The organism is Streptomyces sp. NPDC048331 (genome assembly GCF_043201215.1).
Taxonomy (GTDB): domain Bacteria; phylum Actinomycetota; class Actinomycetes; order Streptomycetales; family Streptomycetaceae; genus Streptomyces.
Map to the genome: position 1 here is coordinate 36,930 of NZ_JBICYT010000031.1, position 24,501 is coordinate 61,430.

The window sequence follows — 24,501 nt, forward strand, 5'->3', positions numbered from 1 at the left end:
GCGACCAGCTGTACGACCCTCCGACTGTTTTCAGCCGCGATCGCGCAGTTCCCGTCGCAGGATCTTGCCACTGGTCGTCTTCGGAAGAACAGGCAGGATCTCCACCTGACGCGGGTATTTGTACGCGGCGATGCGCTCGGCGCAGAAGGCGGAGAGCTCCGCCGGCTCCACCGAGGCGCCGGGACGCAGGCTCACGTACGCCTTCACGCTCTCCCCCCGGTACGGATCGGGGACGCCGACCACCGCGGCCTCCCGGACGGCGGGGTGCGTGTAGAGCACGTCCTCGACCTCGCGCGGCCAGACCTTGAAGCCGGAGGCGTTGATCATGTCCTTCTTGCGGTCGACGACGTAGAGCCAGCCGTCGGGGTCCATGAATCCGACGTCGCCGGTACGCAGCTCGCCGTCGGGGAAGGCTGTGGCGGACTCATCGGGCAGACCCCAGTAGCCGGGCACCACCTGGGGCCCGCGGACGGCTATCTCGCCGGTCTCGCCGAAGGGCACCTCGGCTCCCCGCTCGTCGAGGATGCGCACCACCGTGTCGGCGCCGGGCAGGCCCACCGAGAGGGTGCCGGATTCGGGGTCGACGGGAGCTTCGAGGTGCACGGGCACGCTGGCACAGGGGGCGGTGCACTCGGTGAGGCCGTAGCCGTTGCGGAGGTAGAAGCCGAAGGCGGTGCGCAGGCGCTCGACGAGCGCGGGCGGCAGCGGGGCTCCGCCGGAGGAGATCACCTGGAACGAGGCGAAGTGGTCCGGGGTGACCTCGGGGTGGGCGGCGAGGGCCATGAAGGCGGTGGCCGGGCCGACGGTGTACGCGGGGCGGTGTTCGAGGAAGGCGTCGAGGACGGCGCCGGCGTCGAAGCGGTGGGCGAGGACCAGGGTGCCGGCGTTGGCGAAGCACGCGGCGAGTTCGCAGACCATGCCGGTGATGTGGAAGAGGGGCGCGAGGGCGAAGTAGGTGGCGCCCTCGGGGAGGGGGTGGGAGGTCACCTGCCGGACGGCGTTGTACGTGAGCGCGCCGTGCGGGTTCATCGCGCCCTTGGGGGTGCCGCTGGTTCCGGAGGTGTAGCTGATGAGGGCGGTGTCGGCGGCGGTGAGGTACGGCTCCTCCGGCGCGGGCCGCCCGCCGCGGGCCGCGGTGAGGAGGTCGACGGCGCCCGGGCCGGGCCCGGACTCCCGGTCCGGCGCGTCCGCCTGGGCGGGCACGAAGGGCCGGGCGGGCGCCGCTGCTCCCGCCGGGGCCGGCACCGGGACCGGGCCGAAGACGCGCGGGTCGTCGCGCGTCTGGAAGTCCAGGTCCGACGCGGTCAGCACGGTCCGTACGGCACTGTCCCGGACGGCCTCGCGCAGGTACGCCGTCCACGCACCACCGTCGCAGACCAGCGCGGCGGCCCCGGAGTCGCGGAGGACGTGCCCGACCTCGCCCGACTTGTACATGGGGTTGAGCGGGACGACGACGGCCCCGGCCTTCCAGGCCGCGAGGACGGCGAGCACGAAGTGCGGGGTGTTCTGCAGCATGACCGCGACCCGGTCCCCGCGGCGGACGCCCCGCGCCGCGAGGTGGCCGGCGACGGAGTCGGAGAGCGCGTCGGCCTCCGCGTAGCCGATCCGGCCGTCGAAGTAGGCCAGGGCGGTGCGTTCGGGGGCCCGGGCGACGGCCTCGCGGAAGGCGTGCAGCACGGTGGGCGGCGGTGCGACGGGCGCCCGCTGGACCGCGGCGAGCCGTCCGAGCCACGGCTTGGCGGCGTACCGGGAGGCGGTCACCGGGTCTCCCATTTCTGCTGGAGGTGGTTCATGCCGCTCAACCAACGGTCCGGCTCGGTGGCGCGAGCGGCGTAGAAATCGGCGACCTCGCGGTGCGGGAGGATCAAGAACCGGCCCTTCTCCATGCCGTCGAACAATGCGTCCGCGACCGCTTCCGGCTCGATCGCGGTCGGTGCGAGGACGAGTTCGCCCGCCGAGCCCGCGGCGGTCAGCATGTCGGTGCGCACCCCTTGCGGGCAGATGGCGTGGACCTGGACCCCCCGGTGGCGGTAGGTCAGCGAGAGCCATTCGGCGAAGGCGAGCGCACCGTGCTTGGTGACACTGTACGGGGCCGCTCCGATCATGGTCAGGAGCCCGGCGGCCGAGACGGTGGACACGAACCGGCCGCTCTCCCGCTCCAGCCAGTCCGGCAGCAGAAGCCTTGCGGCACGGACGTGGGCCATGACGTTGGTGTCCCAGGCCGCTTCCCAGACGGCTTCGTCGGCGAAGGCGTCGCCGCCCGAGGCGAGTCCGGCGTTGGCGCAGTAGACGTCGACCGTCCCGCCGAGCGCCTCGCGGGCCTCGGCCACGATCGCCGAGGCGTCGCCCGGCACCGGGATCGCCCGAGCGCCGATGGCGGCGGCGACCGCGGCGGCCTTGGCCGGGTCGAGGTCGTTGACCACCACCGTGGCGCCCTCGGCCGCGAAGCGGTGGGCGAGGGCGGCGCCGATGCCGCCGCCCGCGCCGGTGACGACGACTCGCTGGTCCTGGTACGCGCTCACGGGGTCCACCTCTCGTGCGGCCGGTTGCCGGATGGCGGGCAGACTAACCGGTCGGTATGTCAGGAGGAAAGGGGCGCGGCCCCTAGCGTGGCCGGATGACAGTGTCGCGACGCGGGGTGCTGGGGCTGGCGGGGGCCATCGGATCGGCCGGTGCGCTGGGGGCGAGCGGCGCGGGCGGGACCCGCGCCGCCGCCGGGGGCGCCGGGACCGCGGCGGGTGGCCGGGTGCGTACCGGCTTCGAGCGACTGGCCGCGGACGGCTACGCCGTACTGGCCGGACAGAGGGTCGGGGTGGTCACCAATCCCACCGGGATCACCGCCGACGCACGGCACCTGGTCGATGTGCTGCACGCGGACGAACGGGTCGACCTGGTGGCGGTGTTCGGGCCCGAGCACGGCTTCCGCGGGACCGCGCAGGCCGGCGACTCGGAGGGGGCCTCCCGGGACCCGGCGACCGGGCTGCCGGTGTACGACACGTACGACAAGAGCGGGCAGAAGCTCGCGGACGTGTTCACGACGGCCGGGATCGACACCGTCGTCTTCGACATCCAGGACGTCGGGGCGCGCTTCTACACCTACATCTGGACCCTCTACGACTGCATGCGCGCGGCCGCGCTCGCCGGCAAGGCGGTGGTGGTGCTGGACCGACCCAATCCGGTGGGCGGCCGGCGGGCGGCGGGGCCCGTGCTGGCACGACCGTACGCGAGCTTCGTCGGCCGGGAGCCGATCGCGCTGGCACACGGGATGACGGCGGCCGAACTGGCCCGGCTCTTCAACGGCGCGTTCCTGACGGACCGGCCGGTCGAGCTGCGGACGGTGGCGATGGCCGGGTGGCGTCGGGAGTCGTTCTTCGGGGAGACCGGTCTGCCCTGGGTGCCGCCGAGCCCGAACATGCCGACCCCGGACACGGCCCTGGCGTACGCCGGCACCTGCCTGTTCGAGGGGACGAACCTCTCCGAGGGGCGCGGGACGACCACTCCCTTCGAGGTGATCGGCGCGGAGGGGATCGACAGGGGGTGGGCGGAGGCGGCGAACGGGCTGGGGCTGCCGGGGGTGTGGTTCCGGGAGGCGTACTTCACTCCGACCTTCTCCAAGCACGTGGGGAAGGTGTGCGGCGGGGTGCGGCTGATCGTGCACGACCGGGAGGCCTTCGACCCGGTGCGGGCCGGGATCGGGCTGCTGATCACGGCCCGCCGGGTGTGGAGCGGCTTCGGTTGGCGGGCGGACCACTGGATCGACCGGCTGACCGGCTCGGATCGGGTGCGGACGCTGGTGGACGCGGGGGCGGACGTGGACGAGGTCGTGGGCGACTGGGCGGCGGGGCTGGCCAGCTTCGGGGCGGTGCGCGAGGAGTACCTGCTGTACCCGTGATCCGACGGCGTCGGGGGGCTGGCCGGGCGGGCACCGCAGCAGGATGCTGACTGCACCGGAGGCACGGCGTGAAGGGGGGCGTCATGGCGGACGTCGGTGGCGGATTCGGGAGCGGGGTCGGCGGCGGGAGCGGGGGCGGCGGCGGATTCCGGCGCGGTGGCGGTCGCGGATCCGGTGCCGAGCCCAGGGTCGGGATCGGTGTCGGTGTCGGTGTCGGTGTCGGTGTCGGTGTCGGTGTCCGGCCGTACGCGGAGCTGACCTTCGACTCCGAGGGGGACGTCGACCGGGTCACCCAGGGCGCGGTGTCCCGGATGGAGGCGACCGACCTGCTGGTCTTCGCCCACGGCTGGAACAGCGACCGGTCCACGTCGACGCGCCTCTACGACCGGTTCTTCGCCCCCTTCGAGGGGCTGGTGGGGTCGGGGGTACGCCTGGGATACGTGGGTGTCGTCTGGCCCGCGATGCGATTCCCCGACGAGCCGATACCGGACTTCGACGTACCCGGCGCCCTCGCGGAACCGGACCTCGGCGGCGGCCTGGACCCGCTCACCCGCCGGGCGCTCGGGGAGTTCTGGCCGGAGCGGCGGGCGGAGCTGGACCGGGTGGCGGAGCTGCTGGCCGAGCGGCCGGACTCGGCGGCCGCCTTCATCGAGTTCGGCGCCCTGGTCCGCGAGTTGGCGGGGGTGGACGCGGTCCCCTCGGTGGTCGTGCCGTCGGTGCCCGCGATCTTCACGGACGATGTGCTGGAGGTGTGTCGGGCCCTGTCCGTCGCCCTGGCCAGGGCGGCCGCGCCGGGTGCGGCCGGGCCATGTGCGGCCCCGCCGGCGGCCGCGGCGGGCCCCGAGGGACCGGGGCTCACGGTCGGCGGCGGGCTGCGCGGCCTGTGGGACGGCGCCAAGGAACTGCTGAGACAAGCCGCGTACTACAAGATGAAGAAGCGAGCGGGTGTGATCGGCGAACGCGGCCTCGGCCCCGTACTGGCCCAGCTGGCGGCCGCCCGCCCCGCCCTGCGGTTCCACCTGATCGGACACAGCTTCGGAGCGCGCGTCGTCTCCTTCTCCCTCCGCGCGGTACCGGACCGGGCCCGCTACGTGAAATCCGTGACCCTGCTCCAAGGCGCCTTCTCCCACTACGCGTTCGCCGACCGGCTGCCGCACGACAAGGGCAACGGCGGAGCCCTGCGCGGCCTCCAGCGCCGGGTCGACGGGCCGGTGGTCGCCTGCCACTCCCCCCACGACTCCGCCCTCAAGATCTTCTATCCGCTGGCCTCCCGGATGGCAGGGGATTCGGCCGGACTGTTGGGTTTCGACGAGCGCTGGGGCGCCATCGGACACGACGGGGTCCAGGCCGTTCCGGGCGCGCCCCGGATGACCCTCGACGCGGCCCTGCGCGAGGGGGTTCCCTCGACCGGTTGTGTCAGTGTGGACGCGGGCTCCGTGGTGCGGCGCGGCGGTGCCCCGGCGGGGGCGCACAGCGACATCTGCCACGAGGAACTGGCCCGGCTGGTGGTGGACGCGGGGCGCATGGGGCGCTGAGTTCTGGCCATGTGCCACCCGCACGCCTCGACCGCCCCCGCATGCGCCGGCCTCCGACCGGGCATGTTGGGCACATCGGCGGAGGTGATGGTGTGATGGCGGGATTCCGGAGTCTGGCCTACCAGGTGCGCGACGCGCGCAATGACCGGGCCTTGCGGCGCCATTCCCTGCGCCGCTGCCTGGAGCGATTCGCGCCCTACGGGCACCGGGCCACGTGGTGGCACCTGTGCGACCGGCACGGGATCGCCCCGGAGGACCGGGGGGCGGATCCGCTGCGGCTGGTCGCCGCGCTGGAGGAGCTGGAGGACGCGCGGGCGGTCTGGCTGGAGTACGAGCGCCAGTTCGCGGAACGCCGGCGGCGTGAGAAGTACCACGGACTGCGCCGGCCGGAGTGGGCCTGGGGCGGGAGCGGGGACGCGGTGGTGCGGTGCGCCGATCCGGGGGTTCGGCCGGAGGGGGCGCTGGGCGAGGTGCTACGGCGGCTGGTGCGGGCGCTGGAGTCGGCGCCGGGGACGGTGTGCCCGGTGTGCGGGGACACCGAACTGCACTGGCCGGAGGTGGCTCCGGTCGGGCCCTGGGCGGGGGCGCTGGCCTGGGACGGGCCGGTGTGCGCGGGCTGCGGGATCGTGGTGCCCAGACCGGCCCTGGTGGACACCCCGATGCTGCTGGACACCCCGTCGGCGGGGGCCGCGTGAAGGCTCTCGCCCCTCTCGCCCCACGGCCGGCGCCGGTGTCGTTGTGCGTGTCGTTGAACGGCTCACGGAGTGCTTCGGACGGCCCGGCCGTACCCATGTCGCCGGAGGCACTGGCGGAGTCGGCGCTCGCGGCCGTCGCCGCCGGGGCCGAGGAGGTGCTGGTGCATCCGCGGACGCCGTGCGGGCGGGAGAGCCTGTCGCCGCGGGTGATCGGACCGGTGCTGGAGGCACTGCGGCGCGCAGGGGTCGGCGCAGCGCTGTCGGTACCGGTGTCGATCGCGGCCGAGCCCGATCCCGCGGGGCGGCGGGCCCGGGTGGCTGCGTGGACGGTGCTGCCGGATCGGGCCGTGGTGCACTTCGGGCAGCCCGGCTCCGGGGAGCTGGCGCAGGCCCTGCTGGCGCGGGGGGTCGCGGTGGACGCGGTGGTACCGCTGGGCGGGGCGGCCGGGCCGGAGCCGCTGGCCCGGTTCCTGGCCTGGCCGGTGCGTGAGCCCGGGCGGGTGCGGCTCTCGGTCGAGCTGGCGGCGGCCGATCCGGCGCTGGTGGCGGGGCTGCGCGCGCTGCCGCCCGTACCGGTGCTGCTGTACGGGCGGGACGAGGCCGCCTGGCCGGTGCTGCGGCTGGCCGCGCGGTGCGGCACCGGCGTACGGACCGGCGTGGGCGATGTGACGTGCCTGCCCGACGGGCGTCCGGCAGGGTCGAACGCCGAACTGGTGGCGGTGGCCCGGGACATGGTGGCGCGGGCGGTGGCTACAGCCGCGAGCCGGTGAGCCGTTCACCGAAGGCGTCGTCCGGGTTGGACAAGGCGCAGGTCTCCATCGACAGGCAGCCGCAGCCGATGCAGTCCGTCAGGTGATCGCGCAACCGGCCGAGCCGGGTGATGCGTTCGTCGAGTTCGGCGCGCCACGCCTCGGAGAGCCGGGCCCAGTCCTCGCGGGTGGGGGTGCGCTCCTCGGGGAGTTGGGCCAGCGCGTCACGAATGCTGGCCAGCGGGATGCCCACGCGCTGTGCGGCGCGTACGAAGGCCACCCGGCGCAGTGCGTCTCGCGTGAAGCGGCGCTGGTTGCCGGAGGTACGGCGGCTGCTGATCAGGCCCTTGGCCTCGTAGAAGTGGAGCGCCGAGACGGCCGCGCCGCTGCGGGCGGACAGCTGACCGACGGTGAGTTCGTGGATCTTCTCGGGAATCTGCGGCACCCGGCCGAGCGTAGTCGGCGGTCCGTTGACATACACATGCACCCCCCAGCATGCTGAGCAAGCGCTTATTCATTCGTTCGTCCGTCAGTCGTCCGCGAGAGACAGGAACAGGGCATGGCCGAGCCGAGGGTCTTCACGTCCGCCGAGGAGCTGCACGCCGGGATCGGCGAACCGCTCGGGCCCAGCGGGTGGCTGGAGGTGGACCAGAAGCGGATCGACCTCTTCGCGGACGCCACCGGCGATCACCAGTGGATCCACGTGGACCCGGAGCGCGCGGCGGACGGCCCCTTCGGCTCCACCATCGCGCACGGCTATCTGACCCTGTCCCTGCTGCCCAGCCTAGTGCCGCAGATCATGCGGGTCGAGGGCATGCGGATGGGCCTCAACTACGGGACGAACAAGGTCCGTTTCCCCGCGCCGGTGTTGGTCGGTTCGCTGCTGCGCGCCACCGCCGTGATCACGGAGGTCACGGAGGCGGGTGGCGGCGTACAGGTCACGGCCACCGTCACGGTGGAGCGCGAGGGCGGCGACAAGCCGGTGTGCGTGGCGGAGTCGGTGTCGCGCTACTACTTCTGAGGGCCCGGCCGCGCGGCCACCATGCGGAGCACGAGGTCGGCGTACAGTCCGCCGACCTCGTCGGGCGTGCGCTGCCCGGCCACGTTGAACCAGCGGGCCACGTCGATGCACAGCGACAGCACGGCGAGCGTGGTGCCCGGCACGTCGGGGACGTCGAACTCCCCCGCGGCCACCCCGTCGGCGATGATGCGGCGCACGGCCGCGTCGCTCTGCCGGCGCAGCGCCACGATCTCGGAGCGGTGCTCCGGAGCGAGAGCGTCGAGCTCGTACTGGACCACACGCGCGGTGGTGTGATGCGCCGCGTGCCAGCGCACGAAGGACCGGACGGCGGCGTCGAGCCGGTCGGCGGCACTGCCGGGGCCGTCGGCGGCGGTGGTGAGGATCTCCAGCGCCTTGTCGTGACCGATCCGGCTGATCCGCTGGAGCAGCTCTTCCTTGGTCTTGTAGTGGATGTAGAGCGCGGCCGGGCTCATCCCGGCACGGCCCGCGATGTCACGTGTGGTGGTGGCGTGGTACCCGCGCTCGGCGAAGGCTTCGACGGCGGCGACGAGCAGCCGCCGCGCGGCGTCGGGGGTGACCTCGGACCACGGCCGGTAGCCGTCGACCGTATCCTCCGCGCTGCCCATCGCTCACTCACCCTTCACCGTGTGGAAGTGAACACCCTACCGGAGGGTGAGCAAGCGCTTAGCGATGTCGGGGCGCCGGCCGGGCCGGCGTGCGACTACTTCGGCGCGAAGGGGTCGTACTCGGCCATCATCTTCTCCATCCTGGCCTGATCCACCCGGCTGACGATCTGCGTGACCTCCTGGCGGTCACGGATCACCTTGGCGAGGGTGAAGGCGGAGGTGGTGAGGTAGAGGACGGCGATGCCGAGGAAGGCGCGGACCCAGCCGTTCGCCTCCAGGTTGTAGATCCCCACGGCCACGGCGCCGATGGCGATACCGAAGGAGGCGACGGCCTGACCGTAGTACGCCCCCGTGCTCTGCTGCTTGACCGGTGTCTCGTTCATGGTTCGAGCATCGGGCGGACGTCGCGGGAGCACATCCGCACGCGTACTCATACGGGTACTCAGAAGGCGGAAACCCCGGTGCGGGCGCGGCCGATGAGCAGCTTCTGGATCTGGCTGGTGCCCTCGTAGAGGGTCATCACGCGGGCGTCGCGCAGCAGTTTGCCGGCCGGGTACTCGTCGATGTAGCCGTACCCGCCGTGCACCTGGAGGGCGTTGCTCGCGGCGCGCACGGCGGCCTCGGAGGCGAAGAGCTTGGCGGTGGAGGACTCGGTGGCGAAGGGCTTCCCGCGGTCGATGAGGTCGGCCACCCGCCAGGTCAGCAGCCGGGCCGCGTCCACGTCGACCGAGATGTCCGCGATGAGCTCCTGGACCAGCTGGTGGTGGGCTATCGGCCTGCCGAACTGCTCGCGCTGCGACGCGTACGAGACGGCCGCGTCCAGGGCCGCCTGCGCGATGCCGACGCAACCGGCGGCGACCGACATCCGGCCCTTGGCGAGGGCGGACATGGCGACGGAGAAGCCCTTGCCCTCAGGGCCGATCATGGCGGAGGCGGGTACGCGGACGCCGTCCAGGACGAGCTCGGCGGTGGCCTGGCCGCGTAGGCCGAGTTTGCCGTGGATCTCGCGGCGGGTCAGGCCCGGGGTGTCGGTGGGGACGAGGAAGGCGGAGACCCCGCGGTGGCCGGGCGCGTCGCCGGTGCGGGCGAAGAGCAGCACCACGTCGGCCCAGGTGCCGTTGGTGATGAACATCTTGCTGCCGTCGAGGACGTACCCGTCCCCCGCGCGCACGGCGCGGGTGGTGAGGCTGCCGGCGTCGGAGCCGGTGCCGGGCTCGGTCAGGCCGAAGCAGCCGAGCGCGTCGCCGGAGCACAGGCGGGGCAGCCAGGCGCGCTTGTGCTCCTCGGAGCCCCAGGCGGCGATGGTCTTGGCGACCAGGCCGAGGGAGACGGAGACGATCCCGCGCACGGCGGAGTCGCCGCGGCCGAGCTCCTCGGTGACCAGCACGTAGGCGAGGTGGTCACCCCCGGAGCCGCCGTACTCCTCGGGGACCGTCAGGCCGAGGAAGCCGAGGTCGCCCAGCTTCTTCACGATGGCCCGGTCCACGCTCTCGGCGCGGTCCCACTCGGCGGCGTACGGGACGACCTCGCGCTCGGTGAACTCACGGGCGAGCCTGCGGACGGCGGCCTGCTCCTCGCTCAGCTCCAGATCCACCGGGCACCTCCGGGGCGCTCGTCCGGGGCTTTAACTAGCACCGGTAGTTTATGGCGGGCAGGCCCTACTATGTGGCGCATGGCCAGACCGCGCAAGCCCCTCCTCAGCCGGGACCGCATCATCGGGACGGCCGGCGCCCTGGTGGACGCCGAGGGGCTGGAGGCGGTGTCGACGCGCCGGCTGGCCGCCGCGCTCGGGGTCAGCGGACCCTCGCTCTACAACCATTTCCGCACCAAGGACGAGATCCTGGACGCAGTGGCGGACGCGGTGAGCGCGCGGGTGGACCTGTCGATGTTCGACGGCGGCCAGGACTGGCGGGCGGCCCTGCACGCATGGGCGCACTCGTACCGGGACGCGCTGGCGGACCACCCGAACATCGTGCCGGTCCTGGCGCGGGGGCCGGGCCGCCGGCCGGCCGGGCTGCGACTGGCCGACGCGGTGTTCGGGGCGATGACGGCGGCGGGCTGGCCGCCGGCGCAGGCGACCCGGATCGGCGCCCTGATGCGCTACTTCATCCTGGGCTCGGCGGTGGCCTCCTTCGCCGGAGGTTTCGTGGACGACCGCACGGCGTACGACCCGGCGGACTACCCGCACCTCGGCCAGGCCCACCTGCTGGCGGAGCGCGGGCGCGAGGTGGACGAGGGCGCCTTCGAGACGGGCCTCGCGGCGCTGCTCGACGGATTGACCCTGCAGTACGAGGCGTTGAAGGAGGGGGCATGGCACACGGGGACAGCGACCTGATCACCGCGGTGCGGGCCGACGACGCGGCGCGGGTCCGCGCACTGCTGCGGGCGGCCGACGAGTCCGCTCCGGGCACACTCGGCGCAGCCGCCCTCGGGGTGGACGCGCTCGGGGTGGACGCGCTCGGGGTGGACGGCCTGTCGCCGCTGGACATCGCGGCGGCCCGCGGCTCGTACCCGGTGGTCGAGGTGCTGCGCGACTACGGCGTGCGGCTGGACCGCGTGGGCCCCGACGACAGGACCCCGCTGCTGCGGGCGGTCGATGCCGGCGCCTACGGGGTGGCCGTTCTCCTGCTGTTCGCCTCGGTACCGCTGTGGCCCAAGGGCCCCGACGGGCGGACCGCCCTGGAGCTGGCCCGCCACTGGCACGAGACGGGCGCCGAGAACGAGTTGCGCCGCCGAACGGGAGCCACGGAGCCCTCGGAGCCCGCAGAGTTCAGCCGGGTCCTGGACGACGAGTACTCCTTCACCCGTCTGCTGCGGCTGCCGGGCACCGACGCGCACGTACGCACCGGGCACACGGCCATCCTGTGCCGGCTGGAGGCCGCCTACGGGATACGCACCCCCTTCGCCGAACTCCTCGCCCGCGCCGAAGCGGAGGGCGACCTTCGCGGCGTGACGCACGACGCGGCCGTATCGGTCCTGTACGACCGGGCCGACCGCGAGACGTGGGAGGCCGCCGCGGCACTGCGCACCCATCCGCACCCCTCCGTACGGCACTTCGGCGCCGAGGTCGTGCGCTGCATCAGCCTCTTCGACGAGTGCGAGGAGGGCGGTGGGTGCATCGACGGGGCCGGGTGCGTGGCGGAGCCGGCCGGGGGCCTCTTCCTCGCGTGGGCGGCCGACGAACGGGATCCGGACGTTCTCGCCGTACTGCTCACCGCACTCGCGGATTGCCCGGCGTTGCCCCGTGCCACCGTCGCCGAGGCCCTGCTCCCCCACGCGCGGCATCCGTCCGCCGTGGTCCGCCGTTCGGTGGCGAACGCGTTCGTCGCCTGCGCGGACGAGGAGAGCGCGCTCCCCCAGATCCTCGCGTACCTCCAGGACGGCGACGCCGAGGTGCGCCGCAGCGGTTGCCTCGCGGTGGCGCGACAGAGGGACCGTTCCCGCGAGGTGCGCGACAGCCTGATACCGCTCCTGGCCGATCCGTCGATCGAGCTCCAGATCCAGGCGGTACGGGCCCTGGTCCTGCTCGACGATCCGCGCGGCGAGGAGGCGCTGGACTGGCTCAGCCTCGGGTACACGGAAGACGAGCCCGGTTACTGGTCGCTGTACGACGCCCACCGCCACCTGCGACTGCGCGAGGAGGCCGGGCGCGCCCGGCGGGCGGGGTGAGAAGCGGGGGCGGAACACTCAGAACACGACGAGGGAGCGACCGCCCTTGCCCGCCAGCATGGCGTCGAAGGCGGCCGGGATGCCGTCGAGGGTGACGCGGTCGGTGACCAGGGTGCCGAGGTCGAGGCGGCCCGCGCGGACGTGCTCGGCGATCACCGGGAGGTCGCGGGCCGGGTCGCTGTTGCCGTAGACGCAGCCGGTGAGGGTGCGGGCGAAGTGGAAGATCTCCATGGAGTGGAAGGTGACCTTCTGTTCCTTGCCGCCGATGCCGACGACCGTGGTGCGGCCGCCGCGTCGGGTCGACTCCCATGCGCCCCGGATGCTCTCGGCCCGGCCGACGCATTCGACGGCGACATCGGCGCCCTGGCCGCCGGTGAGCGCGCGGATCTGCCGGGCGGTGGTGTCGGAGGCCAGTACGAACTCGGTGGCCCCGGCCGCGCGGGCCAGCTCCTCCTTGGCCGGGGACACGTCGACGGCGATGACCGGGCCCGCCTCGGCGATCCGGGCGGCCTGGAGGGCCGCGAGGCCGACACCGCCGACTCCGAAGACGGCCACCGACTCGCCCGGGCGGACCTGAGCGCTGTGGCGGACGGCTCCGTAACCGGTGAGGACGGCACAGCCGAGCAGGGCCGCTTCGGCGAGCGGGATCCCGGTGGGCGCGGGTAGCACGCAGTTGCCCGCGACGACGGTCTCCTCGGCGAAGGCGGCCACGTTCAGCCCGGGGTGCAGGGCGGTGCCCCGGGCGTCGTGCGCGTAGACGGCCCCGACCCCGGTGAGCGCCGTGGCGCAGAGCCAGACCTCGCCGATCGTGCAGTGGTGGCACTCGCCGCAGGACGGGGCCCAGTTGAGCACCACGCCGTCGCCGGGGGTGACGTGGGTGACACCCTCCCCCACCGCGAGGACCGTGCCCGCGCCCTCGTGGCCGAGGACGGCGGGCACGGGGATCCGCATGGTGCCGTTGGTGAGGGAGAGGTCGGAGTGACACACCCCGGCTGCGGCGAGCCGCACCCGGACCTGCCCGGGGCCGGGATCCGGCAGCACGATGTCCCGTATCTCCAGCGGGGCTCCGACGGCGGGCAGGACAGCGGCGCGGACCATGGTCGTCATCTCGTCTTTCCGGTGCTGGTCGGGCGGGGTCAGAACTGCAGGGACTTGGTCTGGAGGTATTCCGCCAGGCCGTGCGCGCCCAACTCACGTCCGACGCCCGACTGCTTGTAGCCGCCGAAGGGCGCGAGCACGTTGAAGCGGCCGCCGTTGATGTCCACCTGCCCGGTGTCCATACGGCGCGCGAAGGCCACGGCCGTCGTCTCGTCGGCGGCCCAGACGGCGCCGCCCAGGCCGTAGACGGTGCCGTTGGCGATGCGGAGCGCCTCCTCCTCGTCCTCGTAGCGGAGGATCGACAGCACCGGGCCGAAGATCTCCTCCTGGGCGATCGTCATGTCGGGCGTGACGTCGGCGAACACCGTCGGCGCCACGAAGTACCCCTGCTCCAGCGGGGCGTCGGGGCCGCCGGCGACAAGGCGCGCGCCTTCCTCCACGCCCTTGGTGATGAAACCGCGGACGCGCTCGTGCTGCTTGGCGTTGACGACCGGGCCGACGCGGACGCCCGCCCCGCGCGGGTCGCCGGCGGGGTAGTCGGAGACGGCGGCGGCCGCGAGCGAGACGGCCTCCTCGTAGTGATCCCGGTGGACGAGCATCCGAGTGAGCGCGTTGCAACTCTGGCCGCTGTTGTTCATGACGTGCCCGACGCCTGCCGCGACGGCCTTGGCCAGGTCGGCCCCCGGCAGGATGACATTGGCCGATTTGCCGCCCAGTTCGAGCGCGACCCGCTTGACGGCGGCGCCGGCCGTCGCGCCGATCCGCTTGCCGACCGCGGTCGAGCCGGTGAAGGAGACGAGGTCGACTCCCTCGTGCGCGGCCAGGGCCTGACCGGCGACCGGACCGGTACCGGTCACCAGATTGAAGACTCCGGCCGGGATGCCCGCCTCGTGCACGGCTTCGGCGAAGAGCTGTGCGGTCAGCGGGGTGTCCTCGGCCGGCTTGAGGACGAGGGTGCAGCCGGCGGCGAGAGCGGGCGCCACCTTTGCAACGACCTGGTGCAGCGGATAGTTCCAGGGCGTGATGGCCCCGACCACCCCGATGGGCTCCAGCAGCACGGTCGAGTTCCCGACCCGCTCCTCGAAGGCGTACGAGGAGGCGAGTTCGGCGTAGGAGGAGGCCACGGCGATCGGCGCTCCGACGTGGACCGCCTTGGAGAAGCCGAGCGGGGACCCGAGCTCGGCGGTGATCGTCTCGGTCAGCTCGCCGGTGCGGGCCACCAGGACGTCGCGGAGCGCCCCGATCAGCGCGGCACGCTCGGCCGGGGCCGTGGCCGCCCAGCCGGGGAAGGCCGCACGGGCCGCGCGTACGGCCGCGTCCACATCCTCCTCGGTGCCGGCCGGGACCGTGGCGATGACCTGGCCGTCGGCCGGGTTCACGACCTCGATCAGATCGCTACCGACGGCGGGCCGCCACGCGCCGTCGATGTACATCCCGTCGTGGGCCTTCATGGCATTCCTCCCGAGCACGCACGAGCGCGTAGATCCGACCTCGCGAACACCCTACAAACTAGCGTCGGTAGTTTTTGCCGGCCAGAGGGCGCCGGATGTCAGATGATGCCGAAAAGCATCCCCGCCGCGAGGACCACGAGGGAGGTCAGGGCCGCCCATTTCACGGTGAACCGGGTGTGGTCGCCGAACTCCACCTTGGCCATGCCGACGAGTACGTAGACGGCCGGAACCAGCGGGCTCGACATGTGCAGGGCCTGGCCGACGAGCGAGGCGCGGGCGATCTCGAGCGGGGAGACGCCGTGGGCGGCGCCGGCTTCGGCCAGGACGGGCAGGACGCCGAAGTAGAAGCCGTCGTTGGACATGAAGTAGGTGAGCGGCAGGCTGAGCAGGCCGGTGACCAGGGCCATGTGCGGGCCCATGCCCTCGGGGATGGCGCCGACGAGCCAGTCGGCCATGTGCTTGACCATGCCGGTGCCGGTGAGGACTCCGGTGAAGACGGCGGCGGCGAAGACCATGCCCGCGACGTTCAGGACGTTGTCGGCGTGGGCGGCGATCCGGGCCTTCTGATCGGGCATGTGCGGGAAGTTGACGGTGAGGGCGAGGGCGGCGCCGAGCAGGAACAGCACCGGGATGGGCAACAACTCCATGATCATCGCGGTGAGGAGGGCCACGGTGAGGCCGGCGTTGAACCAGTACAGGCGCGGGCGCAGGGTGGGCCGGTGCGGATCCAGTCCCTGGAAACCGTCGTCGGGGGCGACGGCGTCACCACTGCCGTGCCCACCGGAACCGGCGGCCGTGCCTTCACCGGAAGCGGAGGCGGGGGCAGGGGCAGCGGCAGGGGCGGAAGCGGAACTGGAGGCAGGGAGGGAGGCAGCGGCGCCGGACGCGCCGGGGGCGGCCGGGACCAGCTCCTCCTCGACAGCCTCGCGCTCCACCCGGCCGGGCAGCGCCAGGGTGCCGACCCGGCGGCGTTCCTTCACGCCGAGGACGTACGCCAGGACGAACACGAAGAGCAGGCCCACCGCGAGCGCCGGAATCATCGGGACGAAGATGTCGGCGGCGTCGAGCTCGAGGGCGGTGGCGGCGCGGGCGGTCGGCCCACCCCAGGGGAGGGTGTTCATGACGCCGTTGGCCGTGGCCGCGACGCCCGTCATCACCACCAGACTCAGGCCGAGCCGCTTGTAGAGGGGGTACATGGCCGAGACGGTGATCATGAAGGTGGTCGATCCGTCGCCGTCGAGGGAGACGATCGCTGCGAGGACGGCGGTACCGACCACCACCCGCATCGGGTCCGCCTTGCAAAAGCGCAGGATGCCGCGGACGATCGGGTCGAAGAGGCCGACATCGATCATCACGCCGAAGTAGACGATGGCGAACATCAGCATGGCGGCGGTCGGTGCGAGCTTGCCGACGCCGTCGATGACGTAGTCGCCGAGGTGTGCGCCCTTCCCCGCGAATACGCAGAAGAGTGCCGGGATGAGGACGAGCGCCGCGATGGGCGACATTTTCTTCATCATGATCAGGACCAGGAACGTCGCGATCATGGCGAAGCCGAGGAAGGTCAGCATGGGGGGAAGGTAGGTGCCGCCTCCTTGCGCCAACAAGACGTCCACGCGTGAGCAATACGAGCAAAACCCCAGCTCAGGGCAGGGGTGCGAGTTCGACGGGGAAGCCGTTGAGCACCGCCGTGCCGGACAGTCGGTCCATGCGGGTGCCGTCGAGCAGCTGGTTCACGTTCGCGCCGGGTACTGCGGCGGCCACCGACAGCCGGGAGCCGGGCCGGTGGTGACCCCAGCCGTGCGGAAGGCTCACCACCCCGCTGCGGATGGCTTCGGTGACCTCGACGGGCACCTCCAGGCTCCCCCCGTCGGCGGTGATCCTGGCCTGCCCTCCGTCGACGAGGCCGAGCCGGTCCGCGTCGTGGGGGTGGACCTGAAGGGTGCAGCGGTTGGAACCTCCGGTGAGGGCCGGGACGTTGTGCAACCAGCTGTTGTTGGACCGCAGATGGCGGCGGCCCACGAGCACCAGGGCGGCGGGGCGGTCGGCGAGGGCCGTGCGCAGCCTGGGGAGTTCGGCCGCGATCGGGTCCGGGAGCAGCTCGATCCTGCCGCTGCGGGTCTTCAGCACACCCGGAAGCCGCGGCTGTAGCGGGCCGAGGTCGATGCCGTGCGGCGCCTGCCGCAGATCGTCGAGTATCAGGTCGTACGGGCCCGTGCGGAGCATCAGGTCGAGGCGCCGCTCGGGTCCGGTGCGGCCGGTCAGCAGACGGGCCAGCTCCTGAGGGTCGCCGCCGTGCAGCGGTGAGTGGGGGTCGGTGACGGACCGGGCCAGGCTGTCGGCGATGACGCGCTCGTCGACCGCCTCCGGCGGCGCTCCGTGCAGCCCGGAGACGGCGAGGATCAGGCGCGCGTGGATCTCGCACTCGTCCATGCGCCCGTCCGCCAACGGCAGGGCCGCGGGCGAGTAGCGGGCCTGGTTGCGCACGGCGAACCCGTTGAACGCGAAGTCGAAGTGCGCGCTCTGCGAGGGCGGTGGCGGTGGCAGGACGACGTGGGCGTGGCGGGAGGTCTCGTTCAGGTAGGGGTCGACGGAGACCATGAAGTCCAGCCCGGCCAGCGCCCGGTCCAGCCGGTCGCCGTCGGGTGCGGACAGGACCGGGTTGGCGGCGATGGCCAGGAGGACGCGGATCCGCCCGTCGCCCCGGGTCTCGATCTCCTCGGCGAGCGCGGCCATGGGCAGCTCGCCCTTGACCTCCGGGTGGCCCGAGACCCGACTCGACCAGCGGCCGAGCGTGAACCCCTTGCCCGGCCCCGCGGGACGCCCCGCCGGAGCCGTGGCGGAGAGCGGGAAGAGTGCGCCGCCGGGCCGGTCGAGGTTGCCGGTGAGGATGTTCAGTACATCGACCAGCCAGCTCGCGAGGGTGCCGAACTCGACGGTGCAGCTGCCGATCCGGGCGTAGACGGCGGCGGTGGGTGCGGCCGCGAGCTCGCGGGCGAGGGTGCGGATCTCGGTGGCGGTGAGGTCGCATGCGGGTGCGACGACCTCAGGAGTGAAACTCGCGAGCGCGACGCCGAGTTCCCCTATGCCGTCGCAGTGTTCCTCCAGCACGCCGGGATCGGAGAGCTTCTCCTCGATCAAGGTGTGTGCGAGGGCGGCGAGCAGCAGCGCGTCGCTGCCGGGGCGCGGCGCGAGATGGCGGTCGGCCAGCGCCGCCGTACGCGTGCGGCGCGGGTCGACGACGACCAGGGTGCCGCCGCGGGCGCGCAGGGCCTTGAGTCGGCCGGGGAAGTCGGGGGCGGTGCACAGGGAGCCGTTGGACTCGACCGGGTTCGCGCCCAGGAGCAGCAGGAAGTCGCTCCGGTCGAGGTCGGGTACCGGGATGGCGAAGGGGTCGCCGAAGAGCAGCCCGCTGGACACGTGCTTGGGCATCTGGTCGAGGGTGCTGGCGGTGAAGAGGTTGCGCGTGCCGAGGCTCTTGAGGAGCAGGGGCGGGTAGAGGGCGCCGGCCATGGTGTGGACGTTCGGGTTGCCGAGTACGACGCCGACCGACTGGGGCCCGTACTCCTGGACCTGGGCGGGGACAGCGGCCGCGATGGCGTCGAAGGCCTCCTCCCAGGTGGCCTCCCGCAACTGGCCGTCGCGGCGGACGAGGGGGCCCCGCAGCCGGTCGGGGTCGGAGTCGAGCGCTCCGAACGCGGCTCCCTTGGGGCAGATGAATCCGCGACTGAAGACGTCCTCACGATCACCGCGGGCTCCGGTGACCACGCCGTCCCCCAGAGTGAGGGTGAGGCCGCACGTGGCTTCGCAGAGGGGGCAGATACGCAGGGCGGTGCGGGACATGAGCCCTCCAGGGGCAGCGGTCTGCGGCACGGGCGCGGGTACGCGAAGTACATCGAGCATACCGACCGGTACGGACGGAGGGGAGGGGTGCGCGGGACCGATCGGGCGGCCGTGGCGACCCACTGCCCTCGGGCGTCGACAGCGGGCCCTGAAGGGGGCGCCCCGAAGGGCGTCCCGAGGTGACCGTCCGAGGTGGCTGCCCGAGGTGGCCACCCGAGCGGCCGCCCGGGGGCCGTCAGTCCAGCACGCGGGCCAGGTACGCGTGCATCATCGCGCGGGTCTCGGCGACGATCCCGGGATCACCGGCCGGGTCGGCCCGGAAGGCGAGCTGTATCAGTGCGTCGGTGGCCTCGACCGCGACGAGGACGGCCCGCTCCAGGGTGGCGTCGGGGGTCAGGGCGAGGTGCGCGGAGAGCAGCTCCGTCAGCCGGGCGGCGACCTGGTGGTTGGGGTCCGCCTCCGGCCCCTCGGCCGGCGGCGCGGGCACGCCGAAGTCGACGAGCGCGAAGCCGGGAACACTGCGCTTCATGGCCAGGTACTCGTCCAGCACCGCGTCCACGACCGGCCGCCAGTGGGTGGCCGGGAGGTCGGTGAGCCGGTCCGCGATGCCGTCGACGTAGCGGTCGAGGTTGCGGTGGGCGAGGGCGATGGCCATGGCTCGCTTGTTGCCGAAGAAGCGGTAGACGGAACCGATCGGCACGCCGGCACGCAGGGCCACGGCGCGGGTGCTGAGGTTCTCGTACCCGGTCTCGTCCAGCAGTTCGGCGCAGGCATCGAGGATCCGGGCGAGCCGGTCGGCGCTGCGCTGCTGGATCGGCGTTCGGCGCAGGGAGTGGGCGGGAGGCACGGGGTCCATCATGCCGCTCCTCGCTTCTCGGTTCGGCGGGGGCCTCAGTTCAGCAGAAGACTGAGCCCGCCGACGGTGTAAGTGATCATCAGCGCCAGCAGCGGCAGTTGTCCCGCCACGGCTTTCGCGGGCGGGAAGAGTCGCACGGACCGGTCGTGGGCCGCCACGACGCCGAGCACGTGACCGGTGACGACGGCGATGACCTGGAGGGCGGCGAGGCCGCCGGGGCCCAGGGGTGGCACGGGTTCGGGGGCGTTGTCAGTGCCGAGTGCCATGCTTACCGTACGTGGTCCTTCGACTACCAGGAGGGAGAAGTAGTGGGCGATGAGATAGCCGAGCGCGATCGGTACGAGTGAGTGCGCGAAGGCGGTCAGCGGGCCGGGGTGCGGGCCGCTGACGAGGCGGGTGGCCGCGGCGCAGAGGCAGTAGAGGGTGGCGACGAGGGCGATGGAACCGAGCAGTCCGAGTGTGGCCGTGGGGATGCGGCCGAGGGGGGAGGTCTGTATGGCGTTGATCCACGACGGGTTGTCGGAGAAGCCGTCGTAGGCGGTGGAGCCGAGCAGGACGCAGACGGTGGCGACGAGTCCGGGCCGCTCGGGTGTCGCGTCGAGTCCGTGGAACGGGTTACGCAGGACGAGGCGGCCGTCGCTGCGACGGCCGAGGGGGGAGAGCCGGGCCAAGAGGGTGGAGTACGTCTCGAAGGCGTCGCCGCCGTCGAACCAGCGCTCGCCGAAGCGGGCGGCGAGCAGCAGTTGGGCGGTGGCGTAGGTGGTGACGGCGATGAGGAGGGTGGTGGTGGATGCGGGATCGGGAGCGACGAGTTCGAGCCAGGTGAACCCGAACAGCCCCGCGGCGGCCGGCCATTGACCGAGCCGGGCGGGCAGGGGGCGGCCGGGGTCGTGGCGGCGCAGGGCCCGGGAGAGCAGACGGTGCAGGGTGCGGAGCGGGTTGAGCAGGCGCCAGACGGGGCCGAGGAGGAGGGAGGCGGGAACGAGTCCGACCCAGAGGAGGACGTAGACGGCGCCGGGTGCGGGGTTGTGCGCGGGGTCGTCGGGACCGAGGAGGAGGTGGGCCAGGACGGCCGCGGTGGCGGCGAGCCCCAGTCCGCGCAGGGCGGTTCGGGTGGTGGGCGCGTCGGCCACCCGTTGGAGGGCGGCGGGCAGGGCGAGGCCCGCGCGCGCTCCGCGGAAGCGGGAAGTGGACCAGAGCAGGCCGAGCGCGAGAAAGGAGACGAACAGCGCGGCGAAGGCACCGGCGAAGGCGTAGAAGGGAGAGATCGGTAGATCGTGCTGGGACCCGATCCCGTGCGCGAGCGAGGTGAGCGGATCGGCCGGGTGAAGGACCACGCCCTGGCCGTGGCCCTCCTCGGCCGCGCCCGGGGCGAGGCCCGCTCCGAAGGGGCTCACCATCGGCCCACCCGGGGCGCCGTCCCGCAGGCGGCACGGCCGGGCCGCCCGGAATCCACCCCGGGTCCGGACAGCCGGGGTGGAACGCCCCTCGGGAATGAGGCCGGCATGCGGGACCGAGCCGGGCGGCGAGTCACGGACGCGGACCGGACCGCGGGCCCCGGCGTGAGCCGGAGCCCGGGCTCGGACCCGACCGGGTCCCGGGGTGCGGACCGGGCGGCAGGCCAGCGCGCGGGCCCGAGGGCCACCGCAGGGGCCGGCGCGGGCTCGGGCGGGGGTCCGGGGTGGGGTCGGTTCATCGGACGAGGAGTTGGGTCAGGACGAGGGCGGACTCGTGGGTCTCGACCTCGAAGAGGCCCGTGCGGTCGACCGTCAGGACCAGGGTGGCCTCCTGGCCTGCCGGCAGGGCGAGTTCCTTGTCGTAGCCGTGGACGTGCAGGGTGTCCGCGCGGTCGCTCGTGACGCGCAGGGCCAGGCGCTCTCCGCGCCGCAGCTCGGTGCGGGCGGGGGCCGGGCTGACCTTGCCGTCGCGGACGGTGATGGTGACCGTGCGGTCGGCCTGCTCCGGCGGCGGGGTCCCGCCCTGCGACGGAGTCCCGCCCGGCGGCGGGGTGTTCCCGTGGCTGTGTCCGCCCGCCTGGCCCGGGGCGATGGCGGTGGCGGTGAGCTGGGCGGTGCCCTCGACCGGCTTGCCCGAGACCGCCCAGGCCGTGTGGTCGTCCGCGTAGAGGCGGACGGTCAGGGTGTGCGCGCCCTCGGGGACCTGCGCCGCGGGCAGGTGGAACCAGGAGCCGTACAGCCGGGCCAGCTTGCGCCCGTCGAGCTCCAGGTGGGCGTGGCCCGCGCCCGGGAGGGCGGCGCCGCCGGTGCTGTCGGGGGTGAAGCGGTAGTTCTTCACCGCCAGTTGGAGGTTCCAGCCGTCCTCCGAGTCCGGGCGGACCGACAGCTGGACCTCCGGCGCGCCCTCGGCCGAGACCTCGCGGAGTCGGTGGCCGCCGGCGTCGGTGGCGGTGAGCAGGGTGCCCACGGCGCCGGAGGCCTGCTCGTGGCTGGTGCCGGGCTTGTGGTGGGTGGTGGCCCGCCCGCCGCAGCCCGTCGCCGCGCCGCCCGCAAGCAGCAGGGCGAGGGCGAGCAGGGCCGCCGCGCGGGCGGTTCGGCGGAGCCGGCGGGCCGCGCGGAGTGGCGGCGCGGCGCAGGCGTCGCACCGGCTGTCATCGTCGGAGCGGTGCTCGGGCCGGTGCTCGGGCTGGTCGGTCACGGCCGGTCTCCTGCGGTCGGGGCGGCCAGGGCGGGGGTCACGGCGCGGGGTCCGGGGTCGTCGGGGTCGTCGGGGTAGTCGGGGGCTCCGGGGCGGCCGCGCTCAGCACCGGGGCGGGGCCGGCGGGGACCGGCTCGCGGTCGCCCGCGGGGTCGCCGCCCGGCCCGGACGGGCGGGCCGGGGCGCCCGGGCGGGCCGAGGCCACCACCGCCCACAGGACCCAGACCACGGCCACCAGGGCCCGTATCCAGGCGGGGCTCAGCGGGGTCCAGGGGATCATCAGGACGGCCTTGTCGAAGGCGTCCAGCAGAGTGAGCCCGGCCAGCAGCAGGGTCAGGCGGGCCAACCAGGGGCGGCCGGCCCGCAGCACCAGGCCGACGCCTGTCCACCACAGGCCGAGCAGGAGCAGGGCGAGCGCCGGGACGAAGGTGGCGGTCAGGGGCATGGTGGAGCCCGCCACATCGAGGACCAGACCCGCCAGCCCGGCCAGCGTGGCGGCCGTGCCCAGCCGGGAGCCGCCCGGCAGCGAGCCGCGTAGGCGGCGCCACCACAGGACCCCACCGACGAGCAGCAGCACGGCGGCCACGGCCAGCGCGAGCTGGGTCTCCACCCGCTCCAGCCCGCGCGCCCCGTACCAGTCGCAGCCGGCCGGTAGTTTGCGCGCCTGGACGTTGTAGTCCGCGCAGACGAGGAGTTGGACGAGCTTGACCGGTTCGCCGACCAGCCGGGCGGACGCCCCCGAGACCTCGCCCCGGCGGTCACCGCACTGCGGGACCGTACCGGGGGTGGAGCCGTCGGGTCCGTCCTGCCAGCAGTTGGCGCGCCCTTGGCCGTCCCACCACACGTCCATGCCGTTGGGGCGGGCGGCGCCGGCCTTGTCCTTGCCCATGACGTTGCCGGCGTACCGGTTGTGGTGGGAGGTGTCGGTCTGCTTCGCCCATGCCTCCTCGCCTCGGATGAAGGCGGGGACCGCGCTGAGGAAGAAGCCCGCGCGGCGGTGCCCGTAGACCCAATTGTTCTCGTAGAGGTTCCAGTTGCCGCCCGCGGTGATGATGCCGGTGCCCGGCGGCATGGAGATCTGCGGGCAGACCACGCCCCGCTCGTAGCCGCGCTCGATCGGCGGTTTGGCGCACGTACCGTCGGCGACGTGGCCGTAGTAGTCCTGGTTGTTGTCGTGGATGAGGTTCCGCTCGAACTTGGCGTGGTTCTGCGGGAGTCCGGGGTGGCCGGGGAAGGCGCTGTCCATCGAGGCGCCGCCCATGTTCTGGTCGAACTCGTTGTCGTGCACCCACACCGAGTCGCCCGCGGTGCCGGAGTAGCCGACCATGTTGTGATGGCTGCGGCAGCCGGTGATCTCGATGGAGTACCGGGGGACCTCGTAGCCGCGGCCGTCGTTGATGTTCGAGGCGCTGCCCGGGTAGATGCCGGAGTCGCCGTTCCCGTACGACTCGCAGTTCTTGTAGAGCCCGTGGTCACTGGCGAAGGTCAGGAAGCCGTACTCGTCGTTCCAGCGGGTCAGCACGTCGTCGATGACGAAGCCGTCGCCCGCGAGCAGGTACAACGAGTTGAAGGTGGTGCGCTGGGCGGTGAAGTTGCGGAAGTAGATGCCGTTGGACCCGTCCGCGCGGATGGCGTTCAGCTTCTGGTACTTGGCGTCGACCACCACGTCGAGCCGTGACGCTCCGGTGCCCTCGATCTGCAGGTTCGTCTTGCCGAGGATCGCGACGAGGTTCTGGTTGTGCCGGCATCGCACCTGCTGCTCGTAGGACAGGATCTGGTACCCGAGCGAGGACTGGGGGGCCTTGAGCGCGGCGCACTCCCCCGTCGGCGTGGGGAGGGAGGGCTCCTCCTCGTACAGGCCGGGGAGGATCGCGATGTTCATCCCGGGTCGGTCGACGGCGTCGACGGCCTCCTGGAGGTGCCGGTAGCCGCTCTTCTCGCACCGCTCGTACAAGGCGAGGTTGCGCTGCCTGAGCTCTTCGGGAAAGGCGGATATCCGGCGCTCGAAGGCGGGTCGGTCGGTCTTGCAGACGATCAGGTCGGGCTCCGCCGTGCGGTACTCGGGTACCGATCCGGAGCCGTCGGGGAGGGTGACCGGGCGCTCCTCGTGCGCGGCGGCGGGGGGCGCGGCGACGAGGAGGGACAGGAGGGCGAGGAGGGCGGCGAGGAGCGCCGCCGGCACGGCAGGGAACCTGCGGGTCCACGACATGCGCGTGAGAGTAGAGCAATGTTCATCTTTTGGGATCCCCCTGGACCGGATCCGTGTCCCGGGCCGGCGTTTCCGACCCCCTCCCCCTCCCCCATTTCCGGCCTTTCCCGTCGATCTCGGGGGCGATGGCAGGTCCGCCGTTGACGTGCGAGCCGCGGAATCCTACTGTCGACCATAGGATTCCTTCGACGGAGCGGGAGCAGCA

At 73.1% G+C, this 24,501-nt stretch carries 21 protein-coding genes; 7 read left to right on the top strand and 14 right to left on the bottom strand.

What is annotated here, in order from left to right:
• Positions 1-30: 30 nt before the first annotated feature.
• Together ACGFYY_RS32310 and ACGFYY_RS32315 are read right to left on the bottom strand one after the other, a co-directional pair.
• Positions 31-1,773 (bottom strand): AMP-binding protein, encoded by a 1,743-nt coding sequence (locus ACGFYY_RS32310; RefSeq protein ID WP_393714838.1) that lies wholly within the window; start codon positions 1,771-1,773, stop codon positions 31-33.
• Entirely contained in the window at positions 1,758-2,522 is a 765-nt protein-coding gene (locus ACGFYY_RS32315) for an SDR family oxidoreductase (protein WP_030723253.1), read from the bottom strand. The genes ACGFYY_RS32310 and ACGFYY_RS32315 overlap by 16 nt, the downstream gene beginning before the upstream one ends.
• A gap of 95 nt (positions 2,523-2,617) precedes the next feature.
• Here ACGFYY_RS32315 and ACGFYY_RS32320 point away from each other — a divergent pair, with 95 nt between their 5' ends.
• The 4 genes from ACGFYY_RS32320 (at position 2,618) to ACGFYY_RS32335 (ending at position 6,892) form a co-directional block, all read left to right on the top strand.
• Positions 2,618-3,892 (top strand): exo-beta-N-acetylmuramidase NamZ domain-containing protein, encoded by a 1,275-nt coding sequence (locus tag ACGFYY_RS32320; protein ID WP_393714840.1) that lies wholly within the window; start codon positions 2,618-2,620, stop codon positions 3,890-3,892.
• 83 nt (positions 3,893-3,975) lie between these two features.
• Positions 3,976-5,427, top strand: a complete 1,452-nt coding sequence (locus ACGFYY_RS32325) for a serine-threonine protein kinase (RefSeq protein ID WP_393714842.1) — start codon at positions 3,976-3,978, stop codon at positions 5,425-5,427.
• A gap of 95 nt (positions 5,428-5,522) precedes the next feature.
• On the top strand, positions 5,523-6,122 hold the full coding sequence (locus ACGFYY_RS32330) for a hypothetical protein (RefSeq protein ID WP_365270991.1): 600 nt from the start codon (positions 5,523-5,525) through the stop codon (positions 6,120-6,122).
• 47 nt (positions 6,123-6,169) lie between these two features.
• Positions 6,170-6,892 carry a 3-keto-5-aminohexanoate cleavage protein gene (locus ACGFYY_RS32335; protein ID WP_393714844.1) on the top strand — a complete coding sequence of 241 codons (723 nt, stop codon included), beginning with the start codon at positions 6,170-6,172 and terminating at the stop codon, positions 6,890-6,892.
• On the opposite strand, the gene soxR is transcribed toward ACGFYY_RS32335, so the two are convergent.
• Complete coding sequence (gene soxR, locus ACGFYY_RS32340) at positions 6,873-7,316, bottom strand: redox-sensitive transcriptional activator SoxR (RefSeq protein WP_365270997.1); 444 nt, start codon at positions 7,314-7,316, stop codon at positions 6,873-6,875. The two genes, ACGFYY_RS32335 and soxR, sit on opposite strands and share 20 nt — an antisense overlap.
• Positions 7,317-7,430: 114 nt before the next feature.
• Between soxR and ACGFYY_RS32345 the strand changes: the two genes are divergently transcribed.
• Entirely contained in the window at positions 7,431-7,892 is a 462-nt protein-coding gene (locus tag ACGFYY_RS32345; protein WP_393714847.1) for a MaoC family dehydratase, read from the top strand.
• On the opposite strand, the gene ACGFYY_RS32350 is transcribed toward ACGFYY_RS32345, so the two are convergent.
• The 3 genes from ACGFYY_RS32350 to ACGFYY_RS32360 form a co-directional block, all read right to left on the bottom strand.
• Positions 7,883-8,518, bottom strand: coding sequence for a TetR/AcrR family transcriptional regulator (locus tag ACGFYY_RS32350; protein WP_365271003.1), 636 nt, complete (start codon positions 8,516-8,518; stop codon positions 7,883-7,885). The two genes, ACGFYY_RS32345 and ACGFYY_RS32350, sit on opposite strands and share 10 nt — an antisense overlap.
• Positions 8,519-8,613: 95 nt before the next feature.
• Positions 8,614-8,901, bottom strand: coding sequence for a YiaA/YiaB family inner membrane protein (locus ACGFYY_RS32355; RefSeq protein WP_033223882.1), 288 nt, complete (start codon positions 8,899-8,901; stop codon positions 8,614-8,616).
• A 59-nt stretch (positions 8,902-8,960) separates the two neighbouring features.
• Positions 8,961-10,112, bottom strand: coding sequence for an acyl-CoA dehydrogenase family protein (locus ACGFYY_RS32360; protein WP_393714850.1), 1,152 nt, complete (start codon positions 10,110-10,112; stop codon positions 8,961-8,963).
• A 78-nt stretch (positions 10,113-10,190) separates the two neighbouring features.
• On the opposite strand from ACGFYY_RS32360, the gene ACGFYY_RS32365 reads away from it, so the two are divergent.
• Together ACGFYY_RS32365 and ACGFYY_RS32370 are read left to right on the top strand one after the other, a co-directional pair.
• Positions 10,191-10,853 (top strand): TetR/AcrR family transcriptional regulator, encoded by a 663-nt coding sequence (locus ACGFYY_RS32365; protein ID WP_393714852.1) that lies wholly within the window; start codon positions 10,191-10,193, stop codon positions 10,851-10,853.
• Positions 10,829-12,187: a HEAT repeat domain-containing protein gene (locus tag ACGFYY_RS32370; RefSeq protein ID WP_393714854.1), complete on the top strand. Its 1,359-nt coding sequence runs from the start codon at positions 10,829-10,831 to the stop codon at positions 12,185-12,187. Before ACGFYY_RS32365 ends, ACGFYY_RS32370 begins: the two co-directional genes overlap by 25 nt.
• A gap of 18 nt (positions 12,188-12,205) precedes the next feature.
• On the opposite strand, the gene ACGFYY_RS32375 is transcribed toward ACGFYY_RS32370, so the two are convergent.
• The 8 genes from ACGFYY_RS32375 to ACGFYY_RS32410 all read right to left on the bottom strand — a co-directional run bounded on the left by ACGFYY_RS32375 (position 12,206) and on the right by ACGFYY_RS32410 (position 24,296).
• Positions 12,206-13,285 carry a Zn-dependent alcohol dehydrogenase gene (locus ACGFYY_RS32375; RefSeq protein ID WP_393714896.1) on the bottom strand — a complete coding sequence of 360 codons (1,080 nt, stop codon included), beginning with the start codon at positions 13,283-13,285 and terminating at the stop codon, positions 12,206-12,208.
• A 38-nt stretch (positions 13,286-13,323) separates the two neighbouring features.
• Positions 13,324-14,736 (bottom strand): aldehyde dehydrogenase family protein, encoded by a 1,413-nt coding sequence (locus tag ACGFYY_RS32380; protein WP_393714856.1) that lies wholly within the window; start codon positions 14,734-14,736, stop codon positions 13,324-13,326.
• 98 nt (positions 14,737-14,834) lie between these two features.
• Positions 14,835-16,304, bottom strand: a complete 1,470-nt coding sequence (locus ACGFYY_RS32385) for a CitMHS family transporter (protein WP_393714858.1) — start codon at positions 16,302-16,304, stop codon at positions 14,835-14,837.
• A 73-nt stretch (positions 16,305-16,377) separates the two neighbouring features.
• Complete coding sequence (locus tag ACGFYY_RS32390; protein ID WP_393714860.1) at positions 16,378-18,576, bottom strand: molybdopterin oxidoreductase family protein; 2,199 nt, start codon at positions 18,574-18,576, stop codon at positions 16,378-16,380.
• A gap of 235 nt (positions 18,577-18,811) precedes the next feature.
• A complete protein-coding gene (locus ACGFYY_RS32395) occupies positions 18,812-19,432 on the bottom strand; it encodes a TetR/AcrR family transcriptional regulator (RefSeq protein WP_365271077.1) in 621 nt (206 codons plus the stop codon).
• Positions 19,433-19,467: 35 nt separating this feature from the next.
• Entirely contained in the window at positions 19,468-20,769 is a 1,302-nt protein-coding gene (locus ACGFYY_RS32400) for a hypothetical protein (protein WP_393714899.1), read from the bottom strand.
• Between the two features lie 355 nt (positions 20,770-21,124).
• On the bottom strand, positions 21,125-21,964 hold the full coding sequence (locus ACGFYY_RS32405; RefSeq protein ID WP_393714901.1) for a hypothetical protein: 840 nt from the start codon (positions 21,962-21,964) through the stop codon (positions 21,125-21,127).
• Between the two features lie 160 nt (positions 21,965-22,124).
• Complete coding sequence (locus ACGFYY_RS32410; protein WP_393714862.1) at positions 22,125-24,296, bottom strand: right-handed parallel beta-helix repeat-containing protein; 2,172 nt, start codon at positions 24,294-24,296, stop codon at positions 22,125-22,127.
• Between the last annotated feature and the right edge of the window lie 205 nt (positions 24,297-24,501).